23 protein-coding genes are annotated in these 20857 nt (G+C 70.2%); 7 read left to right on the forward strand and 16 right to left on the reverse strand.

Annotated elements, in window-relative coordinates; genetic code table 11:
- Nucleotides 1–146: 146 nt before the first annotated feature.
- Nucleotides 147–758 (reverse strand): hypothetical protein, encoded by a 612-nt coding sequence (locus ABCR94_RS26165; RefSeq protein WP_347122463.1) that lies wholly within the window; start codon nucleotides 756–758, stop codon nucleotides 147–149.
- Between the two features lie 291 nt (nucleotides 759–1049).
- Between ABCR94_RS26165 and ABCR94_RS26170 the strand changes: the two genes are divergently transcribed.
- Both ABCR94_RS26170 and ABCR94_RS26175 read left to right on the forward strand, forming a co-directional pair.
- Nucleotides 1050–1943 carry a helix-turn-helix domain-containing protein gene (locus ABCR94_RS26170; protein WP_347122464.1) on the forward strand — a complete coding sequence of 298 codons (894 nt, stop codon included), beginning with the start codon at nucleotides 1050–1052 and terminating at the stop codon, nucleotides 1941–1943.
- A complete protein-coding gene (locus ABCR94_RS26175) occupies nucleotides 1889–2710 on the forward strand; it encodes a putative ATP-grasp-modified RiPP (protein WP_347122515.1) in 822 nt (273 codons plus the stop codon). Before ABCR94_RS26170 ends, ABCR94_RS26175 begins: the two co-directional genes overlap by 55 nt.
- 60 nt (nucleotides 2711–2770) lie before the next feature.
- On the opposite strand, the gene ABCR94_RS26180 is transcribed toward ABCR94_RS26175, so the two are convergent.
- A complete protein-coding gene (locus ABCR94_RS26180; RefSeq protein ID WP_347118091.1) occupies nucleotides 2771–4363 on the reverse strand; it encodes an IS1182 family transposase in 1593 nt (530 codons plus the stop codon).
- A 164-nt stretch (nucleotides 4364–4527) separates the two neighbouring features.
- Nucleotides 4528–5811, reverse strand: a complete 1284-nt coding sequence (locus tag ABCR94_RS26185) for a geranylgeranyl reductase family protein (protein WP_347122465.1) — start codon at nucleotides 5809–5811, stop codon at nucleotides 4528–4530.
- Between the two features lie 108 nt (nucleotides 5812–5919).
- On the opposite strand from ABCR94_RS26185, the gene ABCR94_RS26190 reads away from it, so the two are divergent.
- Nucleotides 5920–6471 (forward strand): GNAT family N-acetyltransferase, encoded by a 552-nt coding sequence (locus ABCR94_RS26190; protein ID WP_521977861.1) that lies wholly within the window; start codon nucleotides 5920–5922, stop codon nucleotides 6469–6471.
- Between the two features lie 23 nt (nucleotides 6472–6494).
- Here ABCR94_RS26190 and ABCR94_RS26195 read toward each other — a convergent pair whose 3' ends face one another.
- The 3 genes from ABCR94_RS26195 to ABCR94_RS26205 all read right to left on the reverse strand — a co-directional run bounded on the left by ABCR94_RS26195 (nucleotide 6495) and on the right by ABCR94_RS26205 (nucleotide 9665).
- The gene (locus tag ABCR94_RS26195; protein WP_347122467.1) at nucleotides 6495–7553 is read right to left on the reverse strand and encodes a serine/threonine kinase C-terminal domain-containing protein; all 1059 of its coding nucleotides are present in this window, start codon (nucleotides 7551–7553) and stop codon (nucleotides 6495–6497) included.
- Nucleotides 7554–8020: 467 nt separating this feature from the next.
- On the reverse strand, nucleotides 8021–8932 hold the full coding sequence (locus ABCR94_RS26200) for a glutaminase (protein WP_347122468.1): 912 nt from the start codon (nucleotides 8930–8932) through the stop codon (nucleotides 8021–8023).
- 13 nt (nucleotides 8933–8945) lie between these two features.
- Complete coding sequence (locus ABCR94_RS26205) at nucleotides 8946–9665, reverse strand: demethylmenaquinone methyltransferase (protein WP_347122469.1); 720 nt, start codon at nucleotides 9663–9665, stop codon at nucleotides 8946–8948.
- Nucleotides 9666–9786: 121 nt separating this feature from the next.
- Between ABCR94_RS26205 and ABCR94_RS26210 the strand changes: the two genes are divergently transcribed.
- On the forward strand, nucleotides 9787–10059 hold the full coding sequence (locus tag ABCR94_RS26210; protein ID WP_347122470.1) for a hypothetical protein: 273 nt from the start codon (nucleotides 9787–9789) through the stop codon (nucleotides 10057–10059).
- Nucleotides 10060–10093: 34 nt separating this feature from the next.
- Here ABCR94_RS26210 and ABCR94_RS26215 read toward each other — a convergent pair whose 3' ends face one another.
- Together ABCR94_RS26215 and mqnC are read right to left on the reverse strand one after the other, a co-directional pair.
- A complete protein-coding gene (locus ABCR94_RS26215) occupies nucleotides 10094–10603 on the reverse strand; it encodes an imidazolonepropionase-like domain-containing protein (RefSeq protein ID WP_347122471.1) in 510 nt (169 codons plus the stop codon).
- Between the two features lie 30 nt (nucleotides 10604–10633).
- Entirely contained in the window at nucleotides 10634–11830 is a 1197-nt protein-coding gene (mqnC, locus tag ABCR94_RS26220) for a cyclic dehypoxanthinyl futalosine synthase (protein ID WP_347122472.1), read from the reverse strand.
- 127 nt (nucleotides 11831–11957) lie between these two features.
- Between mqnC and ABCR94_RS26225 the strand changes: the two genes are divergently transcribed.
- Both ABCR94_RS26225 and ABCR94_RS26230 read left to right on the forward strand, forming a co-directional pair.
- A complete protein-coding gene (locus ABCR94_RS26225) occupies nucleotides 11958–12206 on the forward strand; it encodes a type II toxin-antitoxin system CcdA family antitoxin (RefSeq protein WP_347122473.1) in 249 nt (82 codons plus the stop codon).
- Nucleotides 12203–12607, forward strand: a complete 405-nt coding sequence (locus ABCR94_RS26230; protein ID WP_347122474.1) for a PIN domain-containing protein — start codon at nucleotides 12203–12205, stop codon at nucleotides 12605–12607. The genes ABCR94_RS26225 and ABCR94_RS26230 overlap by 4 nt, the downstream gene beginning before the upstream one ends.
- A gap of 97 nt (nucleotides 12608–12704) precedes the next feature.
- On the opposite strand, the gene ABCR94_RS26235 is transcribed toward ABCR94_RS26230, so the two are convergent.
- The gene (locus tag ABCR94_RS26235) at nucleotides 12705–13463 is read right to left on the reverse strand and encodes a prepilin peptidase (protein WP_347122475.1); all 759 of its coding nucleotides are present in this window, start codon (nucleotides 13461–13463) and stop codon (nucleotides 12705–12707) included.
- A 16-nt stretch (nucleotides 13464–13479) separates the two neighbouring features.
- Nucleotides 13480–16425, reverse strand: coding sequence for an AfsR/SARP family transcriptional regulator (locus ABCR94_RS26240; RefSeq protein ID WP_347122476.1), 2946 nt, complete (start codon nucleotides 16423–16425; stop codon nucleotides 13480–13482).
- A gap of 263 nt (nucleotides 16426–16688) precedes the next feature.
- Here ABCR94_RS26240 and ABCR94_RS26245 point away from each other — a divergent pair, with 263 nt between their 5' ends.
- The gene (locus ABCR94_RS26245) at nucleotides 16689–17009 is read left to right on the forward strand and encodes a hypothetical protein (protein ID WP_347122477.1); all 321 of its coding nucleotides are present in this window, start codon (nucleotides 16689–16691) and stop codon (nucleotides 17007–17009) included.
- Between the two features lie 241 nt (nucleotides 17010–17250).
- On the opposite strand, the gene ABCR94_RS26250 is transcribed toward ABCR94_RS26245, so the two are convergent.
- The 6 genes from ABCR94_RS26250 to ABCR94_RS26275 all read right to left on the reverse strand — a co-directional run bounded on the left by ABCR94_RS26250 (nucleotide 17251) and on the right by ABCR94_RS26275 (nucleotide 20855).
- Nucleotides 17251–17718 (reverse strand): pilus assembly protein TadG-related protein, encoded by a 468-nt coding sequence (locus ABCR94_RS26250; protein ID WP_347122478.1) that lies wholly within the window; start codon nucleotides 17716–17718, stop codon nucleotides 17251–17253.
- Nucleotides 17715–18149, reverse strand: coding sequence for a TadE/TadG family type IV pilus assembly protein (locus ABCR94_RS26255; RefSeq protein ID WP_347122516.1), 435 nt, complete (start codon nucleotides 18147–18149; stop codon nucleotides 17715–17717). The genes ABCR94_RS26250 and ABCR94_RS26255 overlap by 4 nt, the downstream gene beginning before the upstream one ends.
- A gap of 28 nt (nucleotides 18150–18177) precedes the next feature.
- A complete protein-coding gene (locus ABCR94_RS26260) occupies nucleotides 18178–18624 on the reverse strand; it encodes a TadE family protein (protein ID WP_347122479.1) in 447 nt (148 codons plus the stop codon).
- A gap of 51 nt (nucleotides 18625–18675) precedes the next feature.
- Nucleotides 18676–18930 carry a hypothetical protein gene (locus tag ABCR94_RS26265; RefSeq protein ID WP_347122480.1) on the reverse strand — a complete coding sequence of 85 codons (255 nt, stop codon included), beginning with the start codon at nucleotides 18928–18930 and terminating at the stop codon, nucleotides 18676–18678.
- Nucleotides 18931–19002: 72 nt separating this feature from the next.
- Complete coding sequence (locus tag ABCR94_RS26270) at nucleotides 19003–19917, reverse strand: type II secretion system F family protein (RefSeq protein ID WP_347122481.1); 915 nt, start codon at nucleotides 19915–19917, stop codon at nucleotides 19003–19005.
- A complete protein-coding gene (locus tag ABCR94_RS26275) occupies nucleotides 19914–20855 on the reverse strand; it encodes a type II secretion system F family protein (protein WP_521977832.1) in 942 nt (313 codons plus the stop codon). The genes ABCR94_RS26270 and ABCR94_RS26275 overlap by 4 nt, the downstream gene beginning before the upstream one ends.
- Nucleotides 20856–20857 lie beyond the last annotated feature (2 nt).

Here is a 20857-nt window from a genome sequence, read left to right on the forward strand (position 1 = left end):
GCCAAGGCGACGGCAAGTGGGCTACCCCCCGGTCCCACCCCCGCCCCCGATCAGGGGAGCCGCCGGTGAAGTGACCGGCCGATCGCTCAGTACGGCTCTCGGTTCAGCTCTCAGTTCAGTTCTCGGTACGGCTCTCAGTAGAGCTCTCAGTAGAGCTTGCCGACCGCGACACCCGCGGTCTTCTTGAAGCCCGCCAGCGGCGCTGCGTCGAGCGAGCCCATCTGACCCCACTGGACGACCGTCACGGCCTTGCCGTCACGGCCGATCGCGAAGAGGTTGATGTCGACGGTGCCGACCTCCGGGCTGTTCGTGTCGAGGCTGTGGATGTGCGCACCGGCCGCCACATTGACCTTGCCGTGGTAGAACGCCTCGCCCTCCAGGCCCGGGTCCGCCATCTGGAGCCGGTGGAGGCAACCGGTGATCGAGGTACGGATCTTGGCGGCGAGCGCCTTCGCCTTGGCCTCGGTGGCAGCGACCGTGATCGTCTGACGGGCGCCGGTGTCCAGGTCCGTCCGGAAGTCGCGGTACTTGGTGCCCGCCTTCGGTACGGACCCCGCCGTGCAGGGCGACTGGGAGGCGGGCAGCCCCTGCTTCACCGCGCCGGCCACCCAGGCGGGGCTGGCGGCGGGGAGCTGAGAGGCCGACAGGAACTTCGGTGCGGCGGAAGCGGCCGGAGCAGCGGCGGTGGCCGAGCCGAGCGAGACAATGGTCATGCCCACGGCGGCGGCGGTCACAACAGCGGTGCGGATGATGTTCATGGAAGGTCTTCCCCCGTTTTGATGTGGTGAATGCGGCCGGCCTGTACGACCGGTCGATATGGCCGGTCGATATCACTGAGTCGATATGACTGACCGGCGTATTCGGCCGCCAGGTCCTGTGTGTTCGGCCGGTGTGGCCGGCTGAACGATCACTAGCTTGGGCGGCTCGGCGGGCACCGGCAAGCACCACAGGCCCTGGTGGAACGCTGGAACCGTTCCACCCCCATTGACGTGGGGTTTATACAGGGGGTTGGAACGCCGTCCTGGGACGGTCGGGAGGAGTTGAACCGCTTGGGAACACGGAAGGACACCGACACCGAGGCGTTCGCGCAGCGCTTGCACGAAATCCGGGAAGGGTCGGGCCGGAGTTACGGCGCCCTGGCCCGCCGAGTGGGCGTCAGCGCGTCGACCCTGCACCGCTACTGCTCGGGCCACGCGGTGCCGATGGAGTTCGCCCCGGTGGAGCGGCTGGCACGCTTGTGCGGATGCAAGGGCGAGGATCTGATCGCGCTGCACCGGCTGTGGGTCATGGCGGACACCCAGCGCCGCAGGCGCCAGGAAGCGGCGGCGGACGCGGCGGCGGGGCGGGGTGCGGCAGCGATGACGGGTCCGGCACCGACTCCGGTGCCGGCAACACCGGAAGCCGTCGACGACGTACGGCCGATCGAAGAGCCCGTGGGGGACGACACCACGGCGACGGTGCACGAGGTGACGCCCGTGGGGGATCACGTCGTCCCGACCGTCACCCCGTGGCACCGGCGCCGCGCCACCTACGCCTCCGCCGCTCTCGTAGCGGTCGTCGTCACCCTCGCCCTCGCGGCCTTCGTCGACTCCCCGGGGTCGAAGCCGGACCGCCGCAGCAACGCGGTGCGCGACGCAGGCGGTACGGCCACCGAGTCCGCCACACCCAAGAGCAAGCGCTCCGGCTCCGCCTCCCCCTCGGCCTCCCCCAAGCCCACGGCCTCCGGCGGCAAGGCCGCCAAACACCCCGGCGCCGCCGGCAAGGGCCCCGGCCCCAAGGCTTCCGCCTCCGCCGGCCGTTCGGGCGACGCGCCCTCCGCACCGCGGCAGGGCGGCGCCGCCTGGACCTGTACCCGAACGTCGTCACCGTCGAGCACAGCCGCACCGAGCTGGACGCCGCAACGCAGACGACGAACTACTTCGACAAGACGGGCCAGCCCATGACCATGGGCGAGCACGGCACGAGTCAGGCCACGGCGAGCCAGACCCAGACCGGGGACGTAACGGCGATCGAGACCGACGCCGCCGCGGCTGAGCGCGCCCGTAAGGCCCTCGCCGCGGCTGGCTACGCCCCGACCCTTATCACGGCCGACGGCTTGCGCGGCTACCCCGACCGGGCCCCCTACGACATCGCGTTCTGCTCGATGCGACACGTCCCCTACGGCCTGCTACAGCAGATCAAGGCCGCGGGAACCCTGCTCGTCACCCTGGCCGGATGGGGATTCGGACACGGCCTCGTTCGCCTCACGGTCGAGGCGGACGGCGTCGCGGAAGGCCGCTTCCTACCCGGATACACCTCATTCATGATCGCCCGCCCTCACGACCGGCCGCCGCACGGACCGTTCGAGCTGCTGCCCTGGGACGAACGCCCGAGCCGAATCGACCCCGCCCTGCTCGATGACTGGACCGGTCGATTCGTCGCACAGCTCGCCGCGCCCTCGGCCGAGCGCCTCGGCGCGGGAGCCGAGCAGATCCTGCTCGACGTGGCCACCGGTTCGCAGGCACGGACACGCGCCGCGGACGACGGCGAGGGCTGGACCACCGTTCAGCGTGGACCGCTGCACTTGTGGACTGCGATCGAGGATTCGCTCATGCGGTGGCAGAGCTACGGCTCACCGCACCTGTCCGAGTTCGGAATGGCGATCACGCCGGACACCCAGAAGGTCTGGCTCGACGGGCCGCACGGGGCAAGCTGGACGCTCCCCATCTAGAAGGCTGCTGAAAATCTTGTTGAGGGGGCTGTCCGGCCGTGGGCCGGGTGGCCCTCTTTGTTATGGGGTGGCCGGGATGAGGGTCCAAGTGCCGTTGACTCGGGTGAGTCCGAGTTTGATCAGTCGGCGGAGGTTGAGTGCGGCGGCGCGGTGGTGGAGGGCGATGTTGTTGGCGATGACGCCTCGGTGGCGGACGCGGCGGTGGCCGTGGGCGACGAGCCAGGCGATGGCGCGTTCGACCGGGGGCCGCCAGCGGCGGTACTCCTCCTGCCAGGTGGTGTCGGTGGCGGCCTGGTGCCGGGCGGCGGCGAGGAGTGCGTGCTGGGCGTGGACGTTGAGGGCGCGTCCGGTCTTGGAGGTCGTGCAGCGTTCCCGCAGCGGGCAGCCGGCGCACTGGCGCTTGAACTGGGCCGTCCGGTTGCCGTCGGCTTTGACGCGGCCCAGGTTCGCGGTGTTGCCGGCCGGGCAGGTCACCGTGCCGGCCTCGGTGTCGACGTGGAAGTCGTCGATGGTGAAGCCGCCGGGGACGGTCTGCCGCAGCGGTGGCGGTTTGATCACCGCTGTGTGGCCGGCCTCGGTGAGTTGTTCGCGCAGGGCGCCGGTGCCGTAGGCGGCGTCCCCGAGCACGGTCAGTGTCTGGCCGTCGGCAGTGTCCTCGTCGGCCAGCAGGTCGAGCGCGACGGCGGCTTCGTGGTTGCCGGGGCCGTGGCCGCTGGTCAGGGCGACGGCGGTGAACAGTCCGGCCTCGGGCTCGAAGGAGACGTGTCCCCGGAAGCCCTCCTGGTGGCGGGTGCGGTTCTTGTGGATGTGCCGGGCGTCGGGGTCGACAGTGGACACGGTGCGGTCGGGCACGGTGCCCCGGGTGATGCGCCAGCGTCCGTCGGATCCGTCGGAGTCCTCGGCGGGCTCCACGTCCTGCCCGGCGACCAGGGCGAGCAGGCCCATCGCGTTCGCCGCTCTCTCGCCCAGCTCGCGTTCGGGCAGACGGCCCAGGAGGTTGAGGGCGTCGGTGACCAAGGCGTCCACCAGCGCGGCCCGGGCCGCCCCGTCGTTCCAGGCGATCTTCGGTTTGCCCGGGTCGGTGTAGTCGTGGGCGGTGCACCACTGTCCGGCGACCGTGACGGCGCCGGGGACCTCGCGGATCACCCGGCGGATCGCCGAGACGATCTGGGTGACGGTGTCCTGGGTGGCCACAGCGTCGTCCAGGACGGTGGAGTCCAGCGCCCGCCGCGTCCTGCCCTTCAGCACCCCGGTCGCGGCCACGACCTCTTTGACCTTGGTAAAGATCCGCGTCGGGTCGCCGGAGCGGGCAAGCCGACGCCGGAAGTAGGTCAGCAACGACGGATCGAAGGCCATGTCGTGCAGGCCCAGCCCGCAAGCCGCCTTCCACCGCAGATCACAGCGGAGTTCCTGGACCGACTCGAAGTCCGACAGCCCGGTCAGGGACTGCAGCACCACCGTCGAGGCCAGCACCTGCGGCGGCAGCGACGGCCGCCCGTTGGCCGACGGGTACATGTCCGCGAAGAACTCCGCAGGGAACAACGCCTCCCGGTACTCGGCCAGGAACGCGTACACGCTCCCTGCCGGGATCAACTCCCGGCAGGTCTCCCACACATCCGGCCCGACCGGCTCCCCGGCCCATTCCCCCTGCATGCCTACAAGGCTGGCCCCGGACCTGCCGGCCCGGGGCCAGAACGCAAAAGATTTTCAGCAGCCTTCTAGCGCCCTCTCCCGAACATGACTCCGGCTTGAAGGCGCCAACACCGTAGGCCGCGGTGCTTCGAATCAGCGTGGGTGCCGTGATCCCGGTTGAATCATCAGGAATTCGGGGCCACCTTCGACAGCCCGTTGATGATCCGGTCCATCGCGTCGCCGCCCGTCGGTTCCGTCAGGTTGGCCAGCATCTTCAGCGTGAACTTCATCAGCACCGGGTGCGAGAGGCCGCGCTGGGTCGCGATCTTCATGACCTTCGGGTTGCCGATGAGCTTCACGAAGGCGCGGCCCATCGTGTAATAGCCGCCGTACGTCTCCTTGAGGATCTTCGGGTACGCGTGCAGCGCCATCTCGCGCTGCGCCGGAGTCGCCCGTGCCTGCGCCTGGACGATGACGTCCGCCGCGATCTGGCCGGACTCCATCGCGTACGCGATGCCCTCACCGTTGAACGGGTTGACCATGCCGCCCGCGTCACCCACAAGCAGCAGGCCCTTGGTGTAGTGCGGCTGGCGGTTGAAGGCCATCGGGAGCGCCGCGCCCCGGATCGGCATCGTCATGTTCTCCGGGGTGTAGCCCCAGTCCGCCGGCATCGACGCGCACCACGCCTTGAGCACCTCGCGCCAGTCCAGCTCCTTGAACGCCTTGGAGGAGTTCAGGATGCCGAGCCCGACATTCGACGTACCGTCGCCCATGCCGAAGATCCAGCCGTAGCCGGGGAGCAGCCGGTCCTGGGGGCCGCGGCGGTCCCACAGCTCCAGCCAGGACTCCAGGTAGTCGTCGTCGTGACGCGGGGACGTGAAGTACGTACGCACGGCGACGCCCATCGGGCGGTCCTCGCGGCGGTTCAGGCCCATGGCCAGGGACAGCCGGGTGGAGTTGCCGTCGGCCGCGACCACCAGGGGGGCGTGGAAGGTGGCCGCGGTCTTCTCCTCGCCCATCTTCGCGTTGACGCCGGTGATGTGGCCCGTACGCGCGTCGACGATCGGCGCGCCCACGTTGCAGCGCTCGTACATCCGCGCGCCGGCCTTCTGCGCCTGGCGGGCGAGCTGCTCGTCGAAATCGTCGCGCTTACGGACGAGTCCGTAGTCGGGGTACGAGGCCAGTTCCGGCCAGTCGAGCTGGAGGCGGACGCCGCCGCCGATGATGCGCAAGCCCTTGTTGCGCAGCCAGCCCGCCTCTTCGGAAATGTCGATTCCCATGGAGACGAGCTGCTTGGTGGCGCGCGGGGTGAGGCCGTCGCCGCAGACCTTCTCGCGCGGGAACGCGGTCTTTTCCAGCAGCAGGACGTCAAGTCCCGCCTTCGCCAGGTAGTACGCAGTCGTGGAGCCGGCGGGTCCGGCCCCGACGACGATCACATCTGCGGTGTGCTCGGAGAGGGGCTCGGTCACGGCGGAATCTCCCGAAGACTCGATATCGCGTGCTGAAGGGCACAGGGCAAGGGCAGTCTAAGGGGGCGTACTGATCACCGACTCGAAGGGTTGCCCCCGATGACCGACATGACCGAGCGACCCCCTGTCGTACAGCTGCGCGTGCCCACCGAGGAGGACGCCCTGGCCTGGTATCGCATTTTCGACGATCCCGAGGTCATGGAGTTCCATGGGGCTACGTCGGCGGAGCTTTCCGCGTACGACGAGCTGACCGCCCGGCAGCGCAGACATGACGCCGAACGCCGTATCTGTCTGTGGACGATGCTTGACGAGTCGGGCGAGGTCATCGGCTTCACCGGCGCCCAGCCCTGGCCGCACACCTCTTTCGGCCCGGTCGGCGAGATCGAGATCGGGTGGCGGCTCGGACGGGCGCACTGGGGCAAGGGCTATGTGACGGCCGCGGCGCGGGCCACGCTGGAGCGGGTGCGGGCGGCGGGGGTGACGGAGGTCATGGCGATGGTCGACTCCCTCAACGAGCGGTCGATCGCGGTGACGCGGCGGCTGGGGATGGAGCAGGCGGAGACGTACACCTCACCGTCGGGGAGGACTGCGTACTGCTTCCGTCTGAAGCTGGATGAGGTGGGTGAGGTGAAGCCGGCGACGGCCTTGGGGGCCGTCTGACCGTCCTGTCCCCCGCCAGTGGCTCAGTCGAGCGTCCAGGTGGCCAGGGCCGTGTCGAACGTCTGCCGCGCGTACTGCCAGTCCCGGTCCCGGCTCTTGGTGTAGATCGAGTAGTCGATGCCGTTCTCCGCGATGTAGCCCTGGTCGATGGCGTGCAGTGTCTCGCCCGACTGCTTGTCCGTGAACGTGAACTCCCAGAGCGCACCCGGGCGGCCCTGGAAGGTGTTCTGCTCCAGACGCAGACGCTGGTAGTTCCGCTGGTTGGCCTTGGACTTCTTCTCGATCCCTACGAAGTTGTCGTAGGAGGAGGCGTACGGCGGATTCCGGACGACGCCGACGAGCAGGTGCTCCAAGCCGGTGGAACCCGCGTACGTGATCTGCCCGTTGACGGCCTTCTCGCGCGTCCAGAGATTGGGGATGGCGAACGAGAATCCGGCCGGGTCCGCCACCTGCCGGAATCCGCTGGGCACTTCGGGGGAACCGGGCGGGCTCAACGGAGTGACGGACGGGGACGGGTTGAAGGACGGGGGTGGGGAGGACGGCGAAGGGGCGGACGGGAAAGGGGTGGACGGGGACGAGGTCTGCGCATTGGACGGCTGGACACTCAGGCCGCCGCTCTGGGCCACGGCGGGCTTGTCGTCCTTCAGCGTGTCGCTGCCACCGTCGTCCTTGTTTTGGAGAAGCAGAGCTCCCGCGGTGGCGCCGCCGCCGATGATGACTGCCGCGACGAGCGTGCCCGTCCAGACGAGGACGCGCTTTCTGCGCTCGGGATTCGGGGCGGGGCGCGTGTACGGGATGGGGGTGGGGGTGGGGGTAGGAGTGAGGCCCGGAACGTAGGTCTGCGCCTGGGCGTTGGCCCGCGCCTGCGCGTTTGCCTGCGCGTCTACTTCCGGGGGGACGGGTGCGGGGCCGAACACCGGTGCCGGCGCGGGTACGACGTACATCGTGTCCGGGTGCCCCTGCTGCTCCGGCGTCGCCGGCTCCGGGGCCTCGGCCGGTGCCTGGGTCGGAGGCGTGTCCGCCAGAGGCGGCTGCGCGGGCAACTCTGCCGCAAGCGGCGGCTGTTCGCGCCTGCACGTCATGCAGAAGAGTGCCCCTGCGGGGGAGTGGGTTCCACAATGCGGACAGTTCGTCGTCACGGGGACTCCGGAGCGGGAGAGAGGAGCGGTTCCTGTGTGAACGGACACCGTTTCCATGCCCGTCGGTTCCCGTCGGTTCCCGTCAGCTCACGCTCCGGAGTGGCGGTGTGCGGGTGGGGTGCGGGTGTGGGGGCGGTGCGGGTTGCCTGCGGCGCTGTTCCCCTACCCGCCCCTTCCCGAAACTGGGGCTCCGCCCCAGACCCCGGTCCTCAGACCCCGGTCCTCAGACGCCGGATGGCTCGAATGACCGGGCGAGACGGGACGGGGTACGAGAGACGTGGCCCGCCCACGGGCCGGTCCTGGTCCTCAAACGCCGGACGGGCTGAATGGTTGCCGCAAAACTGAAGCGCTGCGGCGCGCTGCACTCACAGCCGCAGAAAATCCAGCCCGTCCGGCGCTTGAGGACACCTCTAGAACACCGACAGTCCCGTCAGTGTCGTGAAGCGGTCCAGCGCCGCAACTCCCGCCACCGAGTTGCCCCGTTCGTCCAGGCCTGGGCTCCATACGCCCAGCGTGCAGCGGCCCGGGACCACCGCTACGATTCCGCCGCCGACTCCGCTCTTGCCGGGCAGGCCGACCCGGTGGGCGAATTCGCCTGCCGCGTCGTACGTACCGCAGGTCAGCATCACCGCGTTGATCTGCTTCGCCTCGCTGCGGGTCAGCAGTCTCGTGTCGTCGGCGCGCAGGCCGTGGCGGGCCAGGAAACGGGCCGCCAGGGCGAGGTCGGCGCAGCTCATCTCGATCGCGCACTGCCAGAAGTAGTGGTCGAGGAGGGTCGGGACGGGGTTGGCGATGTTGCCGTACGACGCCATGAAGTGGGCCAGGGCCGCATTGCGGTCGCCGTTCGCCGTCTCCGACTGCGCGACCTCCGGGTCGAAGGCCAGGTCCGGGTTGCCGCTCTCCTGGCGGAGGAATTCCAGGAGTTCACTGCTCGCGTCGCCGGTGAGGCTCTGCAGTCGGTCGGTCACTACGAGCGCGCCCGCGTTGATGAAGGGGTTGCGCGGAATGCCGTGCTCGTACTCCAGCTGCACCAGCGAGTTGAACGGGTTGCCGGAGGGCTCGCGGCCGACGTGCTCCCAGAGGGTGTCGCCGGCCTGGGCCAGGACCATCGCGAGCGCGAAGACTTTGGTGATCGACTGCGCGGAGAAGGGCTGCTGCCAGTCCCCGACGCCGTACACCTTGCCGTCGACGTCCGCGATGGCCATGCCGAAGCGGCGCGGGTCGACGGAGGCGAGCGCCGGGATGTACTCGGCGAGCCTGCCGCGGCCGACCTGCGGGGCGACGTCCTCCGCGATCCGCTCCAGAATCGCCTGGTAGTCCATGGCTGTGACGGGCTTACTGGGGCTGGGGCTGGGGCTGGGGCTGGGGCCTGGTGCCGCGGTGCAGGGCCACCACACCGCCCGTCAGGTTGCGCCAGGCCACCTTCGACCAACCGGCCTGCTGGAGGCGCGCCGCCAGCGCGGGCTGGTCGGGCCACGCGCGGACCGACTCGGCGAGGTAGACGTACGCGTCCGGGTTGGAGGCGACCGTGGAGGCGACGGGCGGCAGCGCGCGCATCAGGTACTCCAGGTACACCGTCCGGAAGGGCTTCCAGGTGGGCTGCGAGAACTCGCAGATCACGACCCTCCCGCCGGGCTTCGTCACCCGGTACAGCTCACGCAGCGCCTGGTCCGTGTCCTGCACATTGCGCAGCCCGAAGGAGATGGTGACCGCGTCGAAGGTCTCGTCACGGAAGGGCAGCTTCGTGGCGTCACCGGCCGTGAAGGGCAGGTGGGCGTGGCGCTTCTTGCCCTCCCGCAGCATGCCGATCGAGAAGTCGCACGGCACGACATACGCACCGGTCGCGGCGAACGGCAGCGACGAGGTGGCCGTGCCGGCCGCCAGGTCGAGGACCTTCTGCCCGGGGCGGGCGTCAACGGCGGCGGCGACCGCCTTGCGCCAGAACCTGCTCTGTCCGAGCGAGATCACGTCGTTGGTGAGGTCGTAGTTCGCGGCGACGTCGTCGAACATGGAGGCGACTTCGTGCGGCTGCTTTTCCAGGGAGGCTCGGGTCACGGTTCCATTGTGACGTGCGGTGCGCCGGAGCGCGGGGCAGGGTCACCCGGGGGTGCGGGAGGGCGTGCCGCGCGGCCTTGCCCGTAGCATCGGGCCGCGGCACTCCTGGGGAGGGGACACGGTGGGGACACGTACGAAACGGTGGCTGATCGGCGGCTGGCTGGCCCTGGTGCTGGGCGGCTGGTTCCTCGCCGACACCATGGACGACGGTATTACGCCAACGGGCGGACCGCAGCCCTCCCCGACCGCGTCGCCCACGCCTTCGGCGCTGCCGGACACCTCCGGAGGGGGCGGCTGTCCCCCGGAGCCGTCACCGAGCCCCAGTACCGAGACCTCGGACGAGGTCACGGTGACCCTATGCGTCACCGACCGTGCCACGACAAGCGACGACTGAGCCGGCAATCGCTTGAACCGCCCGTGCGCCCGCCTCAGCGCGCCCGGTACACCATTCGCCCGGCGATGCACGTCACCAGGCAGCTCCCGTCGTCGGCGAGCACCGCGAAGTCGGCCGGGCCCGAGACCGTGAGCGGCCGGGGCCCGGGGCGTACGGGCAGGCCCGAGCGCTCCACCGCGATACGGACCGAGGGCCGGGTGAACGGCCCCGCCACGGACGTCGTACCCGCCGCGAACAGCCGCTGGATCCCGCGTCGCGCCGTCGCGCCCCAGCGGGCCTCGGTCATCCCGAGCGCTTCGAGCGCGGCGCCGGTCAGCGGCTCGGTGCCCAGGGTGTCGGCCTCGCGCGGGTCGGGCCAGTACGCCGCCTCCAGGAGCGCGACAGCGTCCGGCTCGTGGCGGCCCGGCGTAAGCCGCCCGTCCCACTCGCGGGTGCGGGCCCGGTCGCCGTGGGCGGCGTACAACTCCTCGTACGGTCCGAGAGCCGCGATGCGGTCGCCCTCGACGACGACCGCGTCCGCGCGGGCCCGGTGGAGGGTCAGCACAGCGGGCTCAGGGAACGAGTTCGCACCGAGCTAGTTCGCACTGAGCAGCTTCAGCTCCGGGTGGGCCGTCCCGCCCTCGATGGCCGTCGACGACAGGTGCGAGACGACATGGTCATTGACCGGGTCGTCCGCCGGGTCGACGTGCACATGCAGGTGCTCGTACGTCGTCGCGCGCTGCGCCGGGATGCGGCCCGCCTTGCGGATGAGATCGATGATCTCCATCCGGTTGGACCGGTGCTTCGCGCCCGCCGACGACACGACGTTCTCCTCCAGCATGATCGACCCGAGGTCGTCCGCGCCGTAGTGCAGCGACAGCTGGCCGACCTCCTTGCCGACCGTCAGCCAGGAGCCCTGGATGTGCGCGACGTTGTCGAAGAAGAGCCGCGCGACGGCGATCAGGCGCAGGTACTCGAAGAGCGTGGCCTGGGTGCGGCCCTTCAGCGCGTTGTTCTGCGGCTGGTAGGTGTAGGGGATGAACGCGCGGAAGCCGCCCGTCCGGTCCTGTACGTCGCGGATCATCGACAGGTGCTCGATGCGCTCGGCGTTGGTCTCGCCCGTACCCATGAGCATCGTCGAGGTCGACTCGACACCCAGGCCGTGCGCCAGCTCCATGATCTCCAGCCAGCGCTCGCCGGACTCCTTGAGCGGCGCGATGGCCTTGCGGGGCCGTGCGGGCAGCAGCTCGGCGCCGGCGCCCGCGAAGGAGTCGAGACCGGCCGCGTGGATACGGGTGATCGCCTCCTCGGCGCTCACACCCGAGATCCGCGCCATGTGCTCGACCTCGGACGCGCCGAGGGAGTGGATGACGAGGGTGGGGTACGCCGCCTTGATCGCGGAGAAGTGCTCCTCGTAGTACTCCACGCCGTAGTCCGGGTGGTGCCCGCCCTGGAACATGATCTGCGTGCCGCCGAGCTCGACGGTCTCCGCGCAGCGGCGCAGGATGTCGTCGAGGTCGCGGGTCCACACCTTGTCGCTCTTGGGCGCGGCATAGAAGGCGCAGAACTTGCACGCGGTGACGCACGAATTCGTGTAGTTGATGTTGCGCTCGATGATGTACGTCGCGATGTGCTCCGTGCCTGCGTAGCGAAGGCGGCGCGCGGCATCGGCTGACTTGCCGAGCGCGTGCAGCGGGGCCGAGCGGTAGAGGTCGAGCGCTTCCTCGGGTGTGATCCGCCCACCCTCGGCGGCACGGTCGAGGACGGGCTGAAGGTCGGCCTTCTCGGTCACTCGGTTGTCCCTTTCGGAGGGGTACTTGACGGACCGATCCAGCCTACGCCAGCCCATGGAGTGAGCTACGGGCACCCGGTTGACGCGCAAGTGGCGAGCGGTCAGTGCATCGCAGTACGCTCGCCGTATGGCTGACACATCGCGCGTGACCATCACACTTCCCACCGAGCAGGTGCAGGCGCTGAAGAAGATGACGGACAACGTCTCGGGATACGTCGCCGAGGCCGTGGCACGGCGTATCAGAGGTGAACTGCTTGCCGAGGAGATGCACCGCTACCAGGAGGAGTACGGCGAGTTCACTGCCGAGGAACTGGCGCAGGCTCGCGCCGAGATCTACGGGCAGGGCGAGAGGGGAACCGGGGCAGCCGCAGCGTGAACGAGGAACATTTCTCCACCATCGTCCTGGACAGCGAAGGCCTGTCGGGCTGGGTGAGCAGAGACCGCAAGATCATCACGAAGATCGAGGTGTTCAGGCAAGAAGGCTCGAATCTGGTCATCAGCGCGGCCACGATCATCGAGGTCACGCACGCGAAGGTCAGCACAGCCCGCCTGAACTGGCTTCTGTCCCAGGTCAAGATCGAACCGCTCACCGAACAGGCGTCCCGCGCCGCAGCCAAACTCCTCAAACAAACGAACCTGCACGGCCACAAGTACGCCATCGACGCGATGGTCGCCGAAGTGGCCCTGCGCCAGCAAGGACCCGTCGCCATGCTGACCTCGGACGTCGACGACATGCGCAAGCTCTGCGGGCGTGGCGTGCATCTGGTCGGCCTGTAGCCGGCGCTGTCGGCCTGCAACCGGCCACGCGACAGGCCCTCAACCGGCGCTCTTCGCGCCCTCGGCCCCGCGGGCTGAGGGCTGAGGGCGCGCGTCCTCAGCCCGCAAGCCCGCCGAGCAGGACGCCGACCAGCGCGCCGCAGATCATGAAGGGGCCCAGTGGCAGCGCGGACTTGCGGTCCGCCCGGCGGGCGAGGATGAGCCCGAGCCCGTACACCGCACCGAGCAGCAGCCCGGCGAACGCTCCGGCGAAGAGCACGGCCCAGCCGTACCAGCCGAGCACCACACCCACCACGAGCGCCAGCTTCACGTCCCCGAAGCCCATGCCCCTCGGGTTGATCAGGAACAGCACGAAGTAGCTGCCGCCGAGCGCGAGCCCGCCGAGCAGCGCGGTCGGCCAGGACCCGGCGTGCTCCGGCAGCAGGGCCGCGCCGCCGAGCAGCAGGGCCGCGCCGCCGGCGAGCGGCAGGGTCAGTACGTCAGGCAGGCGGTGCACGGCGAAGTCGATGTGGGCCAGGAGTACGGCGAAGGGCGCGAGCAGTAGCCAGACGGCCAGCTCGGGGCGCGCGCCGGTCCCGGCTGCCAGCAGCCCGCAGACGAGCGCGGTGGCGACGACGGCGGGCGCGGACCGTCCGTACACCGCGCCGTCCACCGCGCATCGCGCCCGTCCGAGCCAGCCACCCGCGGGCCCGGTGATCGGGTGCCCGGTGATCGGGTGCCGGTCCGGGCAGTGCGTGCGCCAGGGCGTCTCCGGTTCGACGGAGAAGCGGTACGCGGCCCGGGGAATCAGCAGCCCGGCCACGGCGCCCCACAGCACGGCGCCCACGATCAGCGCCAGGTACGTCGCATCACCCATCACCATCGGCGTCGCATCAGCTCGCGGCGGCGACGTTGCCGCGCCAGGACGGCAGCAGCTCGTCGAGCAGGGCCTCACTGCGCGGCGGCAGCAACCCGCGTGCTCCGCCGCCCAGTTCGCGGTGGCGGGCGACGAGGGAAGCGGCCAGCGCCGCCAGGCGGGCGGGGTCCCCGATGGCGTGCGTGGAGCGCAGCAGTTCGTTCCACAGGCGCTCGTCGGACGGCGAGCTGAACAGGGCCGCTTCGAGCGCGGCGACCGCCTTCTCCGGGCGCTCCTTGTCCAGGTGGTGCGCGGACAGGGAGAGCGCCACGTCGGCGACGAGCAGCGGCAGCCTGGCGTCGATGATCTCGTGGGTGAGCCAGCGGTAGCGGCCCTCGGGCCGGTCGGCGAGCAGCGGCCCGCGCACCAGGCCGAGCGCGTCGGTGAGCAGCCGCTCCCGTACGGACGCGCTGCGCGCGCCCCTGCCCTCGGTGGCTTCGTGGTGCAGCGAACGCAGCACATCGAGGTCGGAGACGACGGACGCGGCCAGCGTCATCCGCCCGGTGGCGTCCATGCCCAGGCGCGGGGTGCCGTCGGGGTCGGTGCCGAGCCAGGCGCGGACGCGTGCGATGAGGGCGTCGCGTACGTCCTCGGTCGCGCCGCGCGGCCACAGCGCCGAGGCCAGGACCCGCGGGTGGACGCCTTCGCGGTGCAGCAGGAGCATCGCGAGCGCCTCGTGCATGAGCGGGCTGCGCTCGCTGTCCGGGCTGTCGAGGCCGATGATCTCGTACGGGCCGACGAGGCGTGCGTACACCGCGGGCCTGCCCTGCTCGGTGATGTCGACGAGGAAGGGGCGCGACGCGGCGGTCGCCGGGTCGGGCGTGTGGTTCGCGTCGGCCTCGACGAACAGCCGGACGACGGCGTCGTGCTGGGCGCGGGGCAGCAGCTGGGCTTCGAGTTCGAGGCCGAGGAGCGGGGCGAGCAGCTTGCCGTCGGCGGTGACTTCCAGCTCCCAGGCGGCGCCGGGGACGTTCTCCTGGTCCGTACCCATGAGGTAGCCGATGCCGAGCCGGCCCGCGTCGACGGCGAGTTCGGCGAGCTGCCTGGTCTCGTCCTCGGTCGGGTCGGCGCCGAGGAGTACGAGGTGGGGGGCCCACCGGGTGGACTGGGCGGGTCCGGTGCGGCCGGTGAGGACGGAGTCGTGGCCGGCCGTGCCCAGGGCGCTGCGGCGCTGGAGGGTCTCGGCCGACATGGCTTCGAGCATCCCTTCGACGTCGTCGAAGTGGCGGAGCCGGGTCGGGGCGAGGGCGCCGAGCTCGGCCCCGAAGCCGACGAGGCTCACGGTCATACGGTCCGACCAGCCGTTGGTGGCCAGTTCGGCGGCGACGGATGACAGGACGGACGCCCGGTCGGCCGGGGCGCCGGTCAGCGACACGATGCCGGGGACGGCCTCCAGGTTGAGCAGGAGGCGGGCGTCGTCGAGGGTGCCGATGCTGACGAGGCCGGGGTAGGGGGCCGCGGTCTCGGTCTCCTCGTACACCTCGGCGGCGGCTCGCTCCAGCCGCCAGAACGTCTGGTCCTGGCCGACCTGCCAGGGCGTGGGCGGCGCACCGGCGGGGTGCGCGAGCTGGAGGTGCAGGTCGCCCCGGCTGAGCCAGGCCGCGTACACGACGGGCAGCGGCCTGGACTCGGCGCCGAGCGAGGCGGCGAGCCCGCGCAGGGACAGGTCGAGGAGGCGTACGGCCTCGGGGTCGGCGCCGACGAGGAGCGCGTCCTGCACATCGGCGGCGGTGCCGGTCGGGGTGGGCGGCTCGGTGCCGCGGACGCCGGCTACGGCGTTCATCGCGGACTGCCACAGGGTGTGGCGCCGGCGGCGGCCGAGGGCGACGAGGAGACCGGCGGCGAGCAGGGGGGCGCCGATGAGGGCTTCGGGGAGCCCGAAGGAGGAACCTTCGTTCGCGGCGGGAGCCTCCTCAACGACGGGGGCAGGCTGCTGCGCAGGGTCTTCGGCGGGGCGGGGCTTGGGCATGGGTATCTGCCGGGTGTCGGAATCACCACCGACAGAGCCACTGCCACCACCGGCCCCCTGGGCGTGCTCGCCGGACTTCGCGTACTCGGCGATCTGCTCACGCAGCTGCTCGGAGACCTTCGGCGTCTCGTCGGGCATGTCGACGATCTCGCCGCCGTGCGCATCCGCGGGCATCTCCATGATCCAGCCGGGCCGGATGAGGCTCGCCTGCGACAGCTTCGAACCGTCGGGCTGAACCCTGTCCTTGTTGAGCTGGTAGATCTCCTTGTAGCGGCGTCCGTCGTCGAGATGGCGCTCGGCGACCTCCCACAGCGAATCGTGGTGTCGTCCCTCGGGCGGCTGGATCCGGTAGAACTTCGTGGCGTCCTGCTTGCCGCTCTCACCGGCAGCCTGTTCCCCCTGCACGGCGGCCTGCTCGGCGAGGGCGTTCGCGGTCTGCGCCTGCTGCTGCTGACCGAACAACCCACCGGGGGTCTGCTGCGCGGAGGCCGCGGCCGACGGCCGGTGCTCGTTCTCCAACTGCTGCCCGAGCTGCGACATCCCGGGCGCGAAACTGGCGGCGGTGGCCCCGACGAGCAACAGCGCGGCGACCAGCTGGCGCGCCATCATCTGGGAAGGCCCGGCACCGGGCACCCGCGAGGGCATCCCGACCCCGGACAGCGCGGCCTTCATCTCGACGAGCACGCACGCGGTGAACTGCGCCCAGGCCAGCCAGACGACCACCGTAAGCACATGGACGAAGGCCATGACGGTGATCTCGCTCTGCAACGTCTCCAACGAAGGGAGCTCGTCGGGAAGCGGCCACCCCACAAAGGCGATAAGTGCCCCGGGGACGGCCACAAGGAGCACGGCCAGCGCGAGGAACGCGAGGAGCGCCTTGCCGACGTCACCGGCGGAACGCCGACGGGGCAAGGGCCTCGGCCGTGCGGTCGAATCGGGGGTACTGCGCGCCATGGCGGGATTCCTGTGGGGATGGAGTGAGACCTGAGGAGCGAGCCTACTCAGTGGCTGTTGCAGGTGTCGAAGTTCGCGTACGTACAGAGCGCATCGGAGACCCGGACCACAGCCGGAACCTCACCATTGGCTCGGATAAGCCCGGCTTGCGCACCGATACTTCTCTCCACTTCCCCCCTCGATTGCCACCACCCCCTCACGTGCCGCACGTCCACCGGGTAATTTGCTGGTGGGTTCCGTTACGGCACAGGAAGAGGATCACCATGGCTCAAAAGCCCGACCTGGCGCTCCCCCTCAGCGAACTCGAAACCTTCGGCGGTCGGCTGCGCTCCATCAAGACCCGCATGGACCGCACGAAGAAGACCTTCGAGTCCTACCGCGAGGACGTCGGCGACAAGAAGGTGTACGACGCCCTCGACGACTTCGAGTCGAACTGGGAAGACGGCCGCGAGGACATCGGCCAGCAACTCACCGCTCTGGCCGAGATGTCCGACGCGGTGGTCCGCGAGTTCAAGAAGCTGGACGACGACCTGGCGAAGAAGGTCTCCGAGAGCGTCAAGAAGAAGGAACCGGAGAAGAAGTAGGGCGCGGACACCCCGGACACTCCACCCGCGCCTCCCCCCACTGCGCACCGAGGGGGTTCGTGCACAGCAACGGACACTCAACGGCCCCCACCGGGCATGGAGATGTCCGTTGCCACGCAAAAGCGTGAAGGTGCCGCCGGTCAGCGGGTGATAGTCAGCGCCGTGGTGGCAGGCAAATGGCGCGCGTTCAGGAAACTGCTCCAGCCGGTGGGAAAACCATGTGCAACCGGGCTGATGGCGGTCAGCCCGCGACGGACTCCGCGGTCGCTCTTCCGCTCACCGTCAGCGCCGACTTGTAGAACATGCCTGTGAGGATCGGGTTGTACGTCAGCGAGATCTCGACCTCAACCTGCTGCGCGCTCGCCGCGGTGCAGCCCGACGCCGCGATGTCCGGGCCCGACAGGCCCAGTTCCCGGGCGAATTCACTCACCCGCGCATCGCAGTTCTGGAAGTTGATGGGCGCGGCCCCGCCCTCGCCGACATACAGCGCTTCCCTGTCGACGTCCTGCGCGGCGAACCGCGCCGCCTGCTCCGCGATGTCCGCCGCGCGCTCGCGCTGCGAGATGGACAGGCCGCCGTCGATGACGAACGCGGCCAGGGCCAGGAACACGAACGCGAAAATGATGACGGCCGCGGCGCCCGAGCCGCTGTCGTCCAGGCGCGCGCGGCGCGACTTCGCCCACCCGGCAAGGGCACGTATGGGCCTCATACCGCCCTCCTGAACGGGTCGAGCGGGGACGTCGAGCGGCCGGTCAGCTCCGTGGGGAGGTCCAGACCCAGCATCTCCAGGCCACGGACGGTGCACGTGACCTCGACGGTGAAGAACCCGCCGGGCTCGAAGCCCCCGCTCGTCTGCGTCACCGTCACAGGGCCCGAGCAGACGTCCGTCAGGTTCGCCGACGCGGCCCTCTTTGCCTCGGCCATCGCCGTTCCCCTGTCCTTCTGGATCGAGCCGGCCCGTGCCGCGTCGCGCGCCGCGCTGTCGATCGCGCCGCGGCCCTCGACGAGCTGGCCGAAGCCGACCAGGACCAGGATGAAGAGGATCATCACCGGGGCGAGGATGACGACCTCGACGGTGGACAGGCCACGGTCGGACAGGCCACGGTCACCGTCGGACTCCTGGGACGACGCCGCGCCCAAGCGGTCGCGTACGCGGTGAACCCACACGTCAGCCACCGTCCTCGACGAACCGTTCCACCGGCCCCATCGACTGCGCGTGCACCGTCAGGTCCAGTCCGGGAAAGACGGACGGCACCCTCCCCGTGACCTCCACCCCGACCGTGTTCTGCTCCGGCTGGAGCATCGTGATCTCCGGGCCGAGGACCAACTGCGGGCCCAGCTGCTGGATGTAGCCGGCCGCGACACCCCGCGCCTTGCCCTCCCAGCCGCCCGGATTCTCGTCCGCCTCCGCACGCGCCTCGCGGGCGCCCGCCTGGGCGGCGGCCTGGGCGACGTGGTCGGCAAAGGAGTACAGCGCGAACTGCACCGTCGCGAAGATCATGAAGAAGAGGACCGGCGTGAGCAGGACGAACTCGATCGCGGTCATGCCGGAGTCACCGCGGGTGCGCGCTGCCTGCACCCTGCGGCGTACGAACCTCCGTGCCCGCGTGCCCATGCCGTTCTTCCTTATCTGTATCTATGTGGCCTGCCTGCAACTGCCCTACGTTCAGCAGGTGCCGGACGCCTGCGCGCCCTCGATGCAGTCGCCGACCTTCTCCGCGCCGCCCTTGAGCGCCGTGTTGATGATCGCCGCGACCACACCGACGATCGCGACCACGACCGCCGAGATGATCACCCATTCCACGGCGGAGGCGCCACGGTCGGTGTCCTCGGAGCGTGCGCGCTCCACCCGGGCCTGCAGGAAGGTGACCAGGAAGTCGACCGCCGGGTGGCTGAAGGAGAAGCCGTTCTTGAAGTTCATGGGAGGCAGTTCCTCTCTGATTAGTGGAAAAGTGGGGAAGCGGGGAAACGGGGAAGCGGTCAGCCTGTGACGTCAGACTTGGAAGACGCGCATCGCCGCCGGGAAGATCAGGAAGACCAGGAACCCCGCACAGAGCAACAGCTGAGCCACGAGCATCGACTGCGACTTCTCGCCCGCGCTGCCCTCGATCTCCGCCATCTCCCGGTGCCGCATCGTCTCGGCCCGGGACGCCAGTGACTCCCGTACCTTCGCGCCGTCGTCCGCGACCAGCGCGAGTGACGCCGACAGGTCCTTGAGCTCGTCGATGCCCAGCTCCTCGCCGAGCCCGCCCAGCGCCTGCCACTGGCTCACGCCGGTGATCCGTGCGTCCGCGAGTGTTCCGCGGATACGGCGCAACGCCCAGCCGTCGCTCACGTCGGCCGCCGCCATGAGCGCCTCGGGCAGGCCGCGGCCGCCCGCGAGGTTCATCGCGACCAGGTCCAGATACGCACCGATTACGCGCCGCAGGTCACGCCGCTTGTCGGCGGCGTCCCTGCGTACTTCGAGGTCGGGCAGCATGAAGAACGCCACTCCGCAGACCAGCGCGAGCCAGACCGGGATCATCGGGCTGCTGCCGAACCCGATGGCCCAGCCGACCGCGAAGAGCAGCGGGCCGAAGAAGAGACCGGTCACTCCCAGCAGCACCTTGGTCGCCAGGAACTTCTCCCAGCCGCGCTCCAGGACGTTCAGGTCGGCGCGCAGGGACCGCTGTTCCCAGCCCTGCTGCCGGTAGAAGTCGCTGATGCGCTCGCCGAGGCGGGAGCGCGACGAAGCGAACCGCCCGGTGTCCTGCTGGACCGCCGCACGCCCAGCGTGCGCGCCCCGCGCGCGCAGTGCGTCGATCTGCGCGACCCGCGAGAGCGCGCCCTGCCGGGACGGCATGAGGGCCCGTACGAGTGCGTAGATGCCAAGACCGAGGATCGCCCCGAGCACCAGTGTCGTCGTCATCGCATGACCACCTCCTCCGCCTCTCCCCGAGGACGTACGAATTGCACGGACGGTTCGTCGCGGACCAGGAAACGTGCCGGGGTGTCGATCCGGGACAGCTTGCGCAGCCACCAGAACCCGAGGGCGAAAAGACCGCAGACGCAGGCGAGTACGAGCTGGCCGACGGCCGTTCCGTACGGCGCGACGAACTCACGGTTGAAGACCGCCAGGCCCAGCACGAAGGACACGCTGACGGCCACCACGATCTGGACGCTGCGCCGGGTGCTCGATCGCTGCGCCATCACGCGCTGGCGCATGTCGACCTCCTCGCGGGCCGACTTCGCGAGCGCGCCGAGCACTTCGCGCAGACCGGGCCCGCGCAGGCGGGAGTTGAGGATGAGGGCAGCGACGATGATGTCGGCCGAGGCGTCGTCGAGGTCGTCGGCGAGCTGCTGGAGCGCGTCGGGCAGCGGCGTACGCGCGCGCAGCCGGTCGACCATCGCCTCCAGGTGCGGGCGCAGCGCGGGGGCCGCGGCGCGGGCCGCCGCCGGGATGGCCTGCTCCAGGCCGACCGCGCCCGCGATCGTGTCGCGCAGCGATTCGGTCCAGGCGGCCAGGGCCTCGACGCGGCGCATCGCGACGCGCTCCTCACCGGCGCCGCCGAAGAGGCGGTCCCAGAAGAAGACCAGGATGCCCGCTGCGACGCCCGCCACCGTCCAGCGGGTGACGAGGAGGACGGCCATGCCGACACCGACGGCGAGCGAGCCGCGCCGGCCGGCGAAGGCGGCGAGTTCGCGGAGGCGCTCCCCCGCCTTCTCCTTCTCGTGCGCGGGCTTGACGGGCAGCCCGCGGATCGCGGTGATCAGCAGCGCGAGGCCACCGCCCACGGCGATGCCGCACAGCAGCATGTAGAGGACGGGCAGCGAGAATATGCCGCCCATACCGGTCAGTCGCTCCATCG

Source organism: Streptomyces changchenzhani, from assembly GCF_039766235.1.
Classification (GTDB): Bacteria; Actinomycetota; Actinomycetes; order Streptomycetales; family Streptomycetaceae; genus Streptomyces.